Below are 13,139 nucleotides of genomic sequence, written 5' to 3'. Positions count from 1 at the left end.
CCGCATCGGGTACCGGGCGGAGCGCCGGGCTCGGCTCAGCCCGTGGTCGTGGGGGTGTTGACCTCACCGGTATCGACCGCGGGCACCGGCGGCCGGGGGCTGGACCACCTCCGCATGACCGGCATCTCGACGAACCGGTAGAGCAGCCAGGCCAAGGCGATGCTGACGGCCAGGCAGCCCAGCAGGAACAGCACCGCCACCGGCGTACTCCACGACGTCCGGTCGAAGGCGCCGTACCCCATCCACTCCCCCTTGAACGCCGCCTGCGCCGAGTTCAGCACGTTGAGGTGGATCAGGAAGAACGCGTACGAGATCTCGCCCAACCAGACCAGCGGACGACGGGCCAGCAGTGTTCCCCGACCGGCGAGGTCGTCGGCGGCGGCGGCCGCGACCAGCAGCCCGAGCGGGAACGAGTAGGGTGCGGCAAACGACCAGAGCTGGGGCAGCCACAGCGCCCCTACGTACACCGCGAGGACGCTGAGCGCGGCCGGACCCAGGCCGAGGCGGACCCACCGCCCGCTCAGGACGATGCGGGCGAAGAGGATGCCGACGATGAACTCGAGGCAGCGCACCAGCGGGAACTGGTAGGCGAACCACATCTGCGGCCAGGAGAACTGGTCGTACCCGGGGAACATCGGAGCGTCGGGCAGGAAGGCCTTCGACAGCAGCGGAACCGACAATGCCAACGCCGACACAGCGATGGCCCAGTACCAGAGCCGGTTGGCCCGGATCTTGTTGATACCGAGAATCAGGAACGGGAACAGCAGGTAGAAGGCGATCTCCGCCGACAGCGACCACGTGACCCCGTTGACCGCGAAGATGAGGTTGTTCATGTCCGGCACCCAGGCGTTCACCAGGAAGAGGTTGGCCGTGGCAGGCCCGACCTCGATCGTGGTACCGGATACGAACAGCATGGCGACGACGATCAGCCAGACCACGGCGTGACTCGGGAAGATCTTGAAAAACCGCCGGCGCCAGAACTTGCCCATCGTGTCGGTCGGCTTCACCGCCCAGGTCAGTACGAACCCACTGAGCACGAAGAAGAACGAGACGCCGACCCCGCCGGCACTGCTGGTGATGAAGTTGTACGCCTTCTGCACCGAGGTGTCGCTGAATATGCCCAAGTAGTGCGCGTGGAAGACGAAGACCAGGAACGCGGCAACGAACCGTAACGCGGTCAGGGAAGGAAGTCTGCCCGGACTGGGTGCCGTTGCCTCTGTCATGCGTACCTGCCTCGTCGTCAAAAGGGCCGGGAGAGAGCCACAACCGGTCTCGGAAGTGGATTGTCCGGGCTGCGCCACGGGCCGGCGTCTTCCAGAGTGCGGTATTCCCCCGACCATTCTTTCAGCGTGCTGGGTCGCTCCGATCTGCCGGGCTCGCGAAGTCCGGCCGGTCATCCGACGATCCGCCCGGCGGCAGGCCCTGGAGGGCATCACGTGCGCGCCCCTCCGGCGGGGTCATTGCGCAGGTCAGTACGTCACGATGGCCCGGAAGCGGACATCTCCCTTCGCCGCCTTGTCGACGGCGTCCGCGACCCTGTCCATCGGGAAAACCTCGATCATCGGGGTCACCGCACCCTCCGCGACCAGATCGAGCGCCTCGGTCAGATACCGCAGCCCGTTGTGGGTGGCGCCCAGCACGCGCTGGCCCCGCGCCCAGAACGGTGTGGCGGGGTCGATGGTGAACGAACCCGACGGGTCAATGGTGGCCAGCACGATCCGCCCGCCGACCCGCAGTCCCTGGAGCGCGTCCGTGGCGGCCTCGTACGACGTACCGGTCACCAGGACGACGTCGGCACCGCCGGCCTCACGCAGTTCCTCCCCGTCACGGACAACGAGGTCGGCCCCGAGACTCGCGGAGAGTTCGTGCTTGTCCGACGAGCGGGTGATGGCGACGGTCTCGAACCCGCAGGCTCGGGAGTACTGCACGGCCATGTGCCCCAGCCCCCCGATACCGAGAACGGCAATCCGCTCGTGCGGCTGCGGTTCGCTCACGCGCAGCGCGCTCCAGGCCGTGTAGCCGGCGCAGAGGACGGGTGCGGCCGTCGCGTAGTCGATCCCGTCGGGGAGCAGCACGGTGCTCGCGGCGGCCACGCAGAGGTATTCGGCATGGCCTCCTTGTACGGTCAGACCGGTCATCACCGGCGCCGCGCACGTCATGCCGGACTGGCCGGTCAGCGGCAGGTTGCGCCGGCAGTAGGAGCATCGGCCGCAGGCGGCCTGGACCCAGGTGGTGCCGACCCGGTCGCCCACCTGGCGGGTCGTGGTGCCCGGACCCAGTTCGACTATCTCGCCCGCCGCCTCGTGTCCGGTGATCGCCGGATCGCACGCCGGGAACGGGAAGACGCCCTGGGCGACCCAGATGTCGTTGTGGCAGATCCCGCACGCGTGCACCTTGATGAGCACCTCGCCGGGGCCCGGGCGGGGGGTCGCGACCTCCTGGATCTCCCACTGGGCGTTGATCGCGGGAATGACGGCTGCTTTCATGGGCGTACACTCTCCGGCTTCAGACGTTCGGGAAGGCTGCGTAAGCCGTTCATGATGAAGGGGCCCTGCGGCTCGTTGTCCTCGGGACCACTGTCAGATGGAGGTCGGGGAACCGGGTGAGGAGTTCGGGGAGCGCGGTCCGGGCTTCCTCCCGCGCCAAGGGCATGTCGATGTAGCGGTAGCTGCCGTGGCCGAGGGCGAGGTGGGTCTTGTCGGCTCCGGCCGGGTCGAGGCCGTCGGACGGGCGGTGACGAGCTCTTTGGAACAGAGGGCAGCCGTCAGGCGGGCACGGCCGTGGAGGACCTTTCCGTCCGAAGAGCTCCGCCCGGCGTCAGCCTCACACCCGGTCAGGCGTCCGGCATCTTCTGGATTGCTCTTGGCGGCCCGCGCCCCTCCCGGGGCCGGGTTCGAACCGCTGCCCCGGGTAATGGGGTTGGTCCGAGAAGGTTCTTTCCCGGCAGTGCAAGCCAAGAGATGCGGCGGCCTGCAGCGCGCAGCAGGATGCGCTGGGAGATCAGCCGATGGGCTTCGGGAGGGGGGCCGCGATGGGTGAGCGCATCGGGGATCGTGTGTTGGTGCTGGGCGGGAGCGTCGCGGGGCTCTGACCGCACGGGCTCTCGCCCGGCATGACGCCGAGGCCGTCGTCGTGGACCGCGACCGGCTCACCGGCGTACGGGGACCGCGGCGCGGAGTTCCGCACGGCAGGCGCGCGCACGGTCTGGTAGCCCGGGGCCACCAGATGCTCGAGTCCTTGTTCCCTGGCCCCGTGACCACTTGCCCGCACCCCGCAACCCCGCAACCCAGGAGATGTGACGCACACCGGTGCCTGCGACGGTGATCCAGGACTCCGATCACCGGGCGCCCACCGAACCCCCCTGTCATCGCTTCCCAAGGAGAATCTGTGGACACCACCGAGCTTGCGGACTCACCGAGCCGCGCCGACCTTGTTGCCCGCGCAGCGAAGTTGGTGCCGACGCTCCGCGAGAACGCGTCCTGGGCCGAAGAGAATCGCCAGTTGCACGAGGGCACCATCAAGGCGATGGCAGAGGCCGGTCTGCTGCGCACCCGGCTCCCCGCCCGCTTCGGCGGTTACGAGTCCGACATGAGGACCCAGGTGGAGGTACTCGCGGAACTGGCCAAGGGAGACGGATCCGCGTCGTGGACCGCCGGCGTGTGGTCCATCAGCGCGTGGGTCGCCGGGCTCTTCCCTGACACGGTGCAGGACGAGGTGTTCGCCTCCCCGGACGACCTGGTGAGCGGCATCATCAGTCCGACGGCCATGGCGGTGCCGGCGAAGGACGGCATCGTCGTCAACGGCAGGTGGGCGTTCAACAGCGGGGCGAAGCACAGCAAGTGGAACACCAACGCGGCGGTGCTGGCCATGCCGGACGGCAGTTTCCAGCCGGTCATGACCCTGATTCCGCTGGCTTCGCTGGAGATCGACGACGACTGGCACACCGCCGGACTGCGTGGTTCGGGCAGTGTCAGTACCGTCGCCCACGAGGTCTTCGTGCCGGACGGCTGGTACATCCCGCTGGGCGGCATCCTCCAGGGGCACAGCGGTCACGGCAGTAACGCCGATGCGCTCATCCACCGGGCGCCGATCATGCCGACGGCGTGCGCCACGGTCAGCGCGACCGCACTGGGTCTGGCCAAGGGCGCCAAGGACGTCTTCTTCGAGCGGCTGCCCGGCCGGAAGATCACCTACACCGAGTACACCGACCAGAGCGAGGCCCCGCTCACCCACCTCCAGGTCGCCGAGGCATCGGTCAAGATCGACGAGACCGAGTTCCACGTGTACCGCATCGCCGACCTCGTGGACGCCAAGAACGCATCCGGCGAGCCGTGGACGCTGGAGGAACGCGCCCGCGTCCGGCTCGACACAGGCGCGGCGTGCCAGCGGTCAAAGGAAGCCGTCGACATCCTGAACACGGCGAGCGGCGCCTCGTCGATCTACACCGACGTGCCCATCCAGCGCATCGAGCGCGATGTCCAGACGCTGAACCTCCACGCCATCATGCACCCGAACACCAACCTGGAGCTGTACGGCCGCATCCTGTGCGGGCTGGCCCCCAACACCCAGTACCTCTGATCATCCCGCTCCTCGCAGTAGGGCCGGGGGCTGGGGCGGTGGCTGCTGCTCCGTTCCAGTCCCCGACGCTTCACACCGGGGTGCAGATCTCCCCCGCACGGCTTTGGACATCGTTCACCGACCGGCACCCGCCGCCGCCCGGCCCCGCAGGGCCTGGTTCGGATCGGCGGCCTCTGCGGACGCGGTCGCCGGGCGGGAGACCGAACGACTCCGGCGGACACCGCCACGCGCACCCGCGGGTCAGCACGTACACCACGGCCGTGAACACCGCCCGCTCGTCCTCGGACAACACCGACCCGCCCATCGGCCGGCCCGTCCTCGCCACAGCTCCGAAGCGCTGTGGCCGGAGAGCCGGATGCACCGGAAATCGAAACTCACGCGGGTCGGTCCGGTCGCAGCCCGTCCGGTGCATCGTCCTCGTAGATCGACTGGACCGTGCACCGAAGTCGTTGCAGCCGAATCGTATTCGTACGTCTTCGACTGCCCGCTCCTCCGCACTCCCCGATGCTCTTCCGTCGACGGGCGGCTTCCTGTCTCGAAGAGCTAGCACGGAGAATTTCCCGTACTCATACGTCCGCCCGGCAGGAGCACGTTCCGAGAAAGACCAATCCGCACCCGGATTTCTTTCCCGCCCCTTCCCTTATCCGGTGCGGCCGCCGTCATTTCGAGCCCGGTCCCGGACCGTTCCGCGATGCAACGGCATCGTCGGAGTTGTCCCGGTGCGAAGAAATTTGCCACGCTGTCGCGGACCGGGAAACACGCGTCCCAGAGGGAGATGACAATGCCGAACACGACCGGCTCCACCCATACCGACCAGGCAGGTGCGGCGGCAGTTCCGCAGCGGATTGTCGCGGCGTGGGCGAGCCACGACGCGAAGAAGTTCGCTGCGGTATTCACCGAGAAAGGCACGATGATCCTTCCCGGGACTTTCAAGAAGGGCCGCGAGGCCGTCGAAGAGTTCATGACCGAGGCATTCGCCGGCCCCTACAAGGGGACGCGCGTGACCGGTGAGCCGATTTCGGTCGAGTTCCTCAGCCCGGACTCCGCGGTTCTTGTCACCGCGGGAGGCATTCTGCTGCCCGGAGAGAAGGAGGTCTCGGCGGAACGCTCCATTCGGGCCACCTGGGTGGTCGTCAAGGAGGGAACCGGGTGGCAGCTCGCCGCCTATCAGAACACTCCGGTCAACTGAGACCGCTCCACCGGACGGGCCGGGGGCCCGGGGCCATCCGCCCCGGGCCCCCGGCCCTTTCCGCCTCCGTCACCACCTCCGTCGGGCTATCCGGGCACTTCGGTGAACTGTCCCGGACGGCGGCCGGGGCCCGCCGGGCCGCGGTACGCCTGGGCGATGTCGAGCCACCGGTCGCTCTCGGGGCCGGTGGCGGTCAGGGCCAGGTCCGCACGGTGGCGCCGCCGGGTGGCGAGCAAGCACAGGTCCACCGCCGGGCCCTCGATCAGCTCGCGGGCCTCCGCGGGCCCCATCTCCCACACTTCCCCCGAGGGCGCCGTCAGGCGGAAGCGGAACCCGGTCGGCGGCGCTGTCAGCTCACGCGACTGATAGCCGAAGTCCCAGGTGGTAACCGCGAACTCGGCGATGTGGAGGATCCGGTCGGTGAACGTCCGCCGCACGCCCAGTGTGTCCGCCACGTCCTGGCCGTGCGCGAACGTCTCCATCATCCCCGCCGCGGTGAGCACCGCGGCGGGGATGGGACGCACCAGCCACGGCACGATCTGCCCCGGCCCGACTGCGAACAGCGCCTGCTCGGTGGCGGCACGCTGGGTCCGCCAGCGGTCCAGCAGCCGGGCGGGGCCGTCCGCCAGATAGGGGTACAGCCCCTGCTGGACCGCCGCGTCGAAGGACGGGCCGAGCCCGGCGACCTTGGCCTCGAAGGCCGGGGCGTCGGCGGCGGCCTTCTCCGCCAGCTCGAAGACCATGGTCAGATGTGCGATCTGATGGGCTATCGTCCATCCCTCGGCGGGGGTCGGCGCGCCCCATTCGGCATCGCCCAACTCCGCGACCAGAGCATCGATCTCGTCCCCTTCCTCGACCAGATCTGCCAGGACGTCCCTCTGCTTCGCCATGTGGAATTCCCTCCACTCGTTGCGGATATGCTCCGGCACCCAGTGTGTGGCAGGCCGTCGTCCGGTCCTTCTCTCTCGGTGCTCACCCCGGACAGCTATGGATCCGGTGTGGAAGCCGGTCGAGAACCGCATCATCGAGGAAGTCAACGCCAGTTGCGCCGCATAGCATCGCAGTTCATGGATGACAGAATGCCCAGAGCGCGCTGTGGAACTACAACAACTCCGTCAAGGTGACCGAGAAGGGCGTGTCGAATCCGGCCTCGTTCAAATCGGATCCGGTCAACTTCGAGCTCGCACTATGGGGTCCGCAGGTCAACGGTGTGCGATATCGCAAGGCGCTCATCTTCGAAATCGCCTCGCGGCTCACCCCTGACCTCGACTCTTCAGCAATCGTGGTTGCTTGGTCGGCCCGGCCGTTCGCCCTGTTTGTCCCGTGTGATCGCGGGCGGGGCCTTCGCGTGTCGCTGCGGCTGCGCCGGGGTTCCACTGCTCCCGGAGGCGTGTGGGTCCTGCTCCTTCCTGTTCTTCGTCGGGGCGGCGCGCGCGTCCTCGAGATCGGCGCGGGCTACGGGCGGACCTGCCACGCGATGCGCTCCCCCGCGCGGCCGGGCAGCAGGGCGATGCGGTGTGAGCGGCACCGAGGCATCGCGGCGGCGCCCCCGCTCGTCACCGTGCCCGGGGCGTCGGGCTTCGTGGGGTCCGTGGTCGTGGCGGCCCGGCGCTCCGGTTCCGGTCGACGAATCCGCCCCGGACACCCCGGCCAGCCCGTACGACCGGCAGAAGCAGGCGGCGGAGCGCGAGTTGCCGGCTGCCGCAGCCGAGGGCACGGTGCTCGGCGCCTCCCTCCGCCTGCCGACGGTCTACGGCCGCGGCGCGCCGTCGGGACGGAAGGATCGCGGGGTACTGGCGGCGATCGTGAGACGGGCACTGGCCGGGGAGCCGCTGACGATGTGGCACGACGGCTCGGTGCAGCGCGATCTGCTCCATGTCGACGACACCGCACGGGAGTTGCTCGCCGTCTTGGACCGCCCCGACGCGGTCGCGGGCCGGCACTGGGTGCTCGGAACGGGGCGCGGAGAACCTCTCGGCCGGGTATTCCGGTCGATCGCCGGCGGTGTCGCGGCCCGGACCGGGCGTCCCGCGGTGCTCGTGGCCGCCGTCCGGTCATAGCGGTTCCCTCTGGACGGACGAATAAGTCGGCAAGGATTGTCCTGCGGCAAATTGCTTGTGCCGATAATCCATGACGCATGGGCCTGAAACATCTCCGATGTTGCTGTCTCAAGGCACTCCGTCGGGCGGGCATGATTCCCATGGTGTATGCACTCGAAACATGAAAAGGATGCTTGTTCGGAAGTAAGCCGTACTGCTAATGTCCCTTTCCGCTGTGAGCGTTCTAGGTCGTCCATCGTCCGGTGACCCCATGGTCCCGAATTCAACCGGCCTGATCGCTGCCTCACTGCCCTGGGAGGGTAAATGGAGAGCGGGAAATGCATGGTGCCCAATATTGTCGATGCCGTCGAGCGGTCCATCCAAACCATGCGGGAGAACCTCTCGGAGCCGCTGAGCATTGACGACATAGCCGGGTTCGCCATGTACAGCAAGTTCCATTTCTCCCGAGAATTCCAGAGGGTGACGGGCGTCTCACCAGGTCGTTTCCTGTCGGCAATGCGTATCCGGGAGGCGAAGAGGTTACTGCTGACGACCGATTTCACTGTCACCACTATCAGTCACATGGTCGGGTACAGCAGTGTGGGGACCTTCAGCTCACGATTTTCCGGCAGCGTCGGAATAGCACCCTCTACCTATCGGCGATTCAACGGATTCGTCAATTCGGTAAAAGTTGCGGGAAAGCAAGATGCCGGGGGTTCGGTGTACGGGTCGGTTACTGCACCCGAGGGCGCGGACCTGGGATTAATATTCCTCGGCCTTTTCCCTACCCGGGTACCCGAGGGGAAGCCGGTGAGTTGCACCGTTCTCTCTTTCCCTGGACCTTTTGAGATCACAGAGGTTCCGGCTGGAACGTGGTTTTTGTTGGGACATTCCGTTCCGGCGCACGCCTGCGAAGCCCTGACGGAGGACCAAGCGGTTCATGTGGGCTCCCTCGGCCCTCTGGAGGTGCGCCGAGACGCACCGCTCGGCCCGACCGATTTCCGACTGCGGGGTATGCGGATTCTCGATCCCCCGATACTGGTGGCACTGCAGCGCGTGCGGTCGGAGGCGTTCGAGGCGGACATCGTCCGGGTTGTCGGATGATCCGGCGCTGCGGCGGGGCGTCGGCCCCGCCGCAGCGGTCACCGCACCGTATGGCCGTCACCGGCAGCCCGCCCGCCAGGTCCTCGATGTCGCTGAACGCACCGACTTCACCGAGACCGATGACATCAGGGGCTCGGTCGTGCCGCTCGACACGACGCGGCAGCCCCGGGGCTGCCAACCGGTTCGGCAATGCGGGAGATGTCGTACCGCTCCCCCGGGCCCGAAGATGAAACCCAGGCTCCCGAGCCCCTGGGAGGGCAGATGGCGCGAACTCTTGGATATCGCTCCGGCGGACACTGTTCGCGCCGCCCCTGGCGGAGGTCTCCTTCCCGCCGCGCGGCTTCCACATTGAGGTTCCGGTCTACGGTGACGGGCGCAACCGCCGCGAACGGCTCCACGTGGACGACCACTGCCGCGCCATCCACCTGGGCCTCGCCAAGGGCGGGGCCGTCTGGTATCTGCTGGGTGAGCTGCAGGTTCTCCAGCTCGTTGCCGCTGCCGGCACCCTGGTCGGAAAAAGACCCAGGAAAATAAGCCCTCATTCGGCGGTCGGCGCAGTGACCAAACCCCGCACCAGCTCCCCCCATCCTTATTTTTCGCGACGATACTCCGCGTCGCGTAGCCAACCGAACTGACGGTACATCGAGGGCGGAAGTCCCTTGCTGTTGGTGAAGAGCAAGCTGAATGTGCCGACGCTGCTGTAGCCGACAGTTCGGCTGATGTCCGTGACCATCATGCCGGTGGTCAGGAGGAGCCGCTTGGCTTCCTGTATTCGCGGTGCGGAGAGAAAGTGTTTCGGCGAAATCCCGGCGATCCGATGGAATTCGCGGGAGAAGTGGAATTTGCTGTACATGGCGAATCGCGCCATGTCATCCATGCTCAAGGGCTCCGAGAGCTCGCTCCGCATGATGTGGATCGACCGCTCGACGGCCCTCTCGATCCCTGTCACTGTGCACTGCGCCATTGCCCCTCCGGCGCCTGAGACGAATACCTGTCGGTCACGCCCATGCACCGAACGTTCGCGTGAAGTGAAATCGTTCGGCATCGCCGGACATTATTAACGGCGGATGAGGATCCGAACAGCCACGACATCGATGTTTGCCATGCGCAACCCATGGGCATATGCAGATCTTTTCGGCGGACAAGACGACAGCAATGACGGAGATGCTTGGCCAATCTCCACGGCGGATGATCTGTGCGGAGAGGTTCTCGACATGACGAGTCGCAGCCGATTCCATGCCGCCCCATGCGTCGAAATGGAGAAGGAATGTCATCCATTCAACCGCTGCTAAATCAGGACAAAGTCAGCACGTTGGAGGCCTTCGCCGACACCATAGTCCCCGGTGCGAAACGATACGAGGAGGACCGGGCGGTGGCCGGCGTCGTACCGGGTCCCGGCGCAGTGGCGGCAGGAGCCCTGGAACTGCTCCAGACCGCCGCCACCGGGTTGTCGGACTCCCTGGACGAGTTCGCCGACGCCCTCAACGCCCATGCCCGGCTGTACGCTGCCGCGGAACCGGCCGACGCGGACGCCGCGGTGCCGCCCTTCGTGGCCCTGTCCTACACCGAGCGAACGCACCTGGTGACCGTCCTGACCGCTCCCGGACACCCCGAACGTGATCTCTGGGTCAGTCTTGCCCTGTTCAGCAACATGGCCTTCGACACCGGCGCCCATCTGCACACCGCCGACGCGATCGCCGCCGGACACCCGGGCCTGGCCGCCCTGGGCTTCGCGCCCCCGTCTGAAGACGGGCAGTGGCGCTTTCCCGATTTCTCCTACGGTCGCCCCCTTGCCCGGCTCCACCCCGACACCACACCCTCCGGGAGCCTGGCGTGAATGCGATCGAGCAGACCGATGTGCTGATCGTGGGCAGCGGATTCGGCGGATCCATCACCGCGTACCACCTCGCCGCGGGCGGGGCGAAGGTCACCATGCTGGAGAGGGGCCCATGGCTGGAATCAAACGACTTCGAGCACGACTTCCTCCTCGGTTCCTCCTATACCCGAATCTTTGATTTCACCGTCGGCGACGGCATGAGCCTGCTCGGCGGCAACTGCGTCGGCGGAGGCAGCGTCGTCTACTTCGCCGCGATGCCCCGCGCACCCCGCTTCGTCTTCGACCGCACCGGAAGCATTGGCCGCCGCATGTGGCCGGCCGCCATCAGCCGCGATGCCCTCGACCCCTGGTACGACGTGGTCAGCGAGGCCCTCCCCGTAACTACCCAGAGCTGGGAGGACGTCAGCTACGCCGGCGGTCTCTTCGCCGCGGCCTGCGACCACGCCGGCCGGACCGCCAATCCCGTCCCCACCGCGGTGGACAATTCCAAGTGCACGAACTGCAACTGGATGATGGCGGGCTGCCGATTCGACGCGAAACGCTCACTCCTGCTGAACTACCTCCCTGCCGCACGCGCCCACGGGGCCGAGATCCGGCCGCTGCACGAGGTGCAGAAACTCACCCGCACCGAGGACGGCGGCTACCGCGTCCACTACAACACCATCGATGACACGGACTACCGCTTGAGCAACGGCAGCGGTGTCATCGAAGCCAAGATCGTCATCCTGGCCGCAGGAGCAGGTGCCACCCCGGTCATCCTGCAGCGCTCCGCCGCCGACCTCGGCGGGATGCCGCATGCCGTCGGACGCTACTTTTCCGGCAACGGCGAGCGGCTCAACAACGCAGTGATCAACGAGGAACGCGCCCGCGACCTCCTGGGGCTGGACCGCGGCGACGACATCGCCTACCTCGCCAACCAGATCGGCAAGGGACCGGTCGTGGCAAGCTGGGACAACCTCGACGGCAACCTTCCCGAACACTCCCGGTTCTCCCTCGAACAGCTCTACTTCCCGCCGGGCTTCGGCACCATCCTCGCCCAGGTCCCCGACGCCCAGGGGCCCAGTTGGTTCGGCGCGGAGAAGACCGAAATGGTCCGGCGCTGGCGCTCCTGGCTGACCATCTTCACGATGATCGAGGACGACAACGAAGGCGTCTTCGGACCGCCCCCGCCGACCGGGAACGCCGTGCGGATCTCGCAGCAGATGCTCGGCCGGGGCCCGATCTCCTACCGGCCCAGCGCCAACACCCTGCGCGGCTGGGACGAATCCGACGCGGTCGTCAAGGACATCCTGGAACGTGACGGACTGTCCCGCGTGACGCCCTGGACCAATGACGTGGTGGGCGCCTACACCGTCCACCCACTCGCGTCCTGCCGCATCGGCGACGACCCGCACACCTCCGCCCTGGACGACCGGCACGAACTGCGCGGCCACCCCGGCATCTTCGTGACGGACGGCTCCGCGGTACCGGGCGCCCTCACCGTCAATCCCGCGCTCACCATCTCCGCGCTCGCCGAACGCGCCGTTCCCGGGATCGTCCAAGCGGCCCGCGAGCGTGGCGTCGACGTCACCTACGGCGCCCCCACCCCCGACGGCAGCACCTCCGGCCGGGCCGGCATCCGACGACAGCTCCCCCTGCTCACCCGTAAGTAGCGGACAGTCCCAACGGCAGACAGGTCATGTCCCACCGGGGACAACACCCTCGCACCCGGGGCGTACCCGCCGGGCCGAGGCGCCCGTCGGGCGCTCCCGGACGGCGAGCTGAGAAGACTCGCCGAATGGGCGGAAGGCTCCCGGGGACGGACAGCGCTCCCCCGCACCCGTCCCCGGGTAGGTGCCCGAGGCCCTCGGTGTGGCCGTGGTCTTCCACTACCTCAACCGCGTGGTCACCATCTTCCTCGGGCCGTCCCCCTCTCGGCCCGTATCCCCGCCTCGAAGGCCGGCCGTCCACACCGCGGGCGAAGTCACCGTCCCGTCTCCATCCGCAACCTCATCACCGAGGAACTGTCCGACGGGGATGGCACGCACAGGACACTCGACCCGGATTGGCTCAATAAGGCCGACGCTCAGCTGCCCCCGAGGACCGCCTCGCCGGCCACCTCGCGCTGCTCACCGCTTTCGCCTCCTACCGCGTGGACGAAACCGTCATCGCTCCCGTGCGGCACACCGAATTCGGCGACGCTGCCCTCCTGACGCCGGTCGCCGACGGCGGCGCGGGGCGGCGGCGTTGCGGGCGGCGCGTGGACTGTGAGCTTCTCGTCGTTCAGGCTGCGGGACTCGGTACGGCGGCGCAGCCGCAGGAGGACGACGACAGTGAGCAGCACTCCCACGTTGATCGTCAGCCTTGCGCCCCGCCCCCGGATCACGCCCGGTCTCGTCCGACCCTCCTGTGT

11 protein-coding genes and 3 pseudogenes are annotated in these 13,139 nt (G+C 67.6%); 8 read left to right on the top strand and 6 right to left on the bottom strand.

The features are described from left to right. Positions 1-35: 35 nt before the first annotated feature. The gene (locus tag OG936_RS39115; protein ID WP_331755360.1) at positions 36-1,223 is read right to left on the bottom strand and encodes an acyltransferase; all 1,188 of its coding nucleotides are present in this window, start codon (positions 1,221-1,223) and stop codon (positions 36-38) included. 246 nt (positions 1,224-1,469) lie between these two features. Then, complete coding sequence (locus OG936_RS39110; RefSeq protein WP_331755359.1) at positions 1,470-2,486, bottom strand: alcohol dehydrogenase catalytic domain-containing protein; 1,017 nt, start codon at positions 2,484-2,486, stop codon at positions 1,470-1,472. 545 nt (positions 2,487-3,031) lie between these two features. On the opposite strand from OG936_RS39110, the pseudogene OG936_RS39105 reads away from it, so the two are divergent. Beyond that, a pseudogene (locus tag OG936_RS39105) lies at positions 3,032-3,249 on the top strand (FAD-binding monooxygenase); the annotation flags it as partial. Between the two features lie 138 nt (positions 3,250-3,387). Then, positions 3,388-4,578, top strand: a complete 1,191-nt coding sequence (locus OG936_RS39100) for an acyl-CoA dehydrogenase family protein (RefSeq protein WP_331755358.1) — start codon at positions 3,388-3,390, stop codon at positions 4,576-4,578. A gap of 196 nt (positions 4,579-4,774) precedes the next feature. On the opposite strand, the pseudogene OG936_RS39095 reads toward OG936_RS39100, so the two are convergent. Beyond that, positions 4,775-4,882 (bottom strand): annotated as a pseudogene (locus OG936_RS39095) (IS5/IS1182 family transposase); the annotation flags it as partial. A gap of 477 nt (positions 4,883-5,359) precedes the next feature. Between OG936_RS39095 and OG936_RS39090 the strand changes: the two are divergent. Next, positions 5,360-5,767, top strand: a complete 408-nt coding sequence (locus tag OG936_RS39090) for an SgcJ/EcaC family oxidoreductase (RefSeq protein ID WP_331755357.1) — start codon at positions 5,360-5,362, stop codon at positions 5,765-5,767. Between the two features lie 86 nt (positions 5,768-5,853). Here the strand turns inward: OG936_RS39090 and OG936_RS39085 are convergent, their stop codons facing one another. After that, positions 5,854-6,657 (bottom strand): TIGR03084 family metal-binding protein, encoded by an 804-nt coding sequence (locus tag OG936_RS39085; RefSeq protein ID WP_331755356.1) that lies wholly within the window; start codon positions 6,655-6,657, stop codon positions 5,854-5,856. A gap of 627 nt (positions 6,658-7,284) precedes the next feature. Here OG936_RS39085 and OG936_RS39080 point away from each other — a divergent pair. The 3 genes and pseudogenes from OG936_RS39080 to OG936_RS39070 form a co-directional block, all read left to right on the top strand. Beyond that, entirely contained in the window at positions 7,285-7,827 is a 543-nt protein-coding gene (locus OG936_RS39080) for an NAD-dependent epimerase/dehydratase family protein (protein ID WP_406500860.1), read from the top strand. Between the two features lie 366 nt (positions 7,828-8,193). After that, positions 8,194-8,910: an AraC family transcriptional regulator gene (locus OG936_RS39075; protein ID WP_331755430.1), complete on the top strand. Its 717-nt coding sequence runs from the start codon at positions 8,194-8,196 to the stop codon at positions 8,908-8,910. 350 nt (positions 8,911-9,260) lie between these two features. Next, positions 9,261-9,359: pseudogene (locus tag OG936_RS39070) on the top strand (NAD-dependent epimerase/dehydratase family protein); the annotation flags it as partial. A 140-nt stretch (positions 9,360-9,499) separates the two neighbouring features. On the opposite strand, the gene OG936_RS39065 reads toward OG936_RS39070, so the two are convergent. Then, positions 9,500-9,955, bottom strand: coding sequence for a helix-turn-helix domain-containing protein (locus OG936_RS39065; protein WP_406500859.1), 456 nt, complete (start codon positions 9,953-9,955; stop codon positions 9,500-9,502). Between the two features lie 222 nt (positions 9,956-10,177). Here OG936_RS39065 and OG936_RS39060 point away from each other — a divergent pair, with 222 nt between their 5' ends. Beyond that, the gene (locus OG936_RS39060) at positions 10,178-10,747 is read left to right on the top strand and encodes a DUF5987 family protein (RefSeq protein ID WP_331755353.1); all 570 of its coding nucleotides are present in this window, start codon (positions 10,178-10,180) and stop codon (positions 10,745-10,747) included. Beyond that, positions 10,744-12,399 carry a GMC family oxidoreductase gene (locus OG936_RS39055; RefSeq protein WP_331755352.1) on the top strand — a complete coding sequence of 552 codons (1,656 nt, stop codon included), beginning with the start codon at positions 10,744-10,746 and terminating at the stop codon, positions 12,397-12,399. The genes OG936_RS39060 and OG936_RS39055 overlap by 4 nt, the downstream gene beginning before the upstream one ends. 413 nt (positions 12,400-12,812) lie before the next feature. Here the strand turns inward: OG936_RS39055 and OG936_RS39050 are convergent, their stop codons facing one another. Next, complete coding sequence (locus tag OG936_RS39050; protein ID WP_406500858.1) at positions 12,813-13,070, bottom strand: hypothetical protein; 258 nt, start codon at positions 13,068-13,070, stop codon at positions 12,813-12,815. Positions 13,071-13,139 lie beyond the last annotated feature (69 nt).

It is taken from the genome of Streptomyces sp. NBC_00846 (assembly GCF_045207325.1).
Classification (GTDB): Bacteria; Actinomycetota; Actinomycetes; order Streptomycetales; family Streptomycetaceae; genus Streptomyces.
This window is presented reverse-complemented; position numbering and strand designations above follow the sequence as displayed.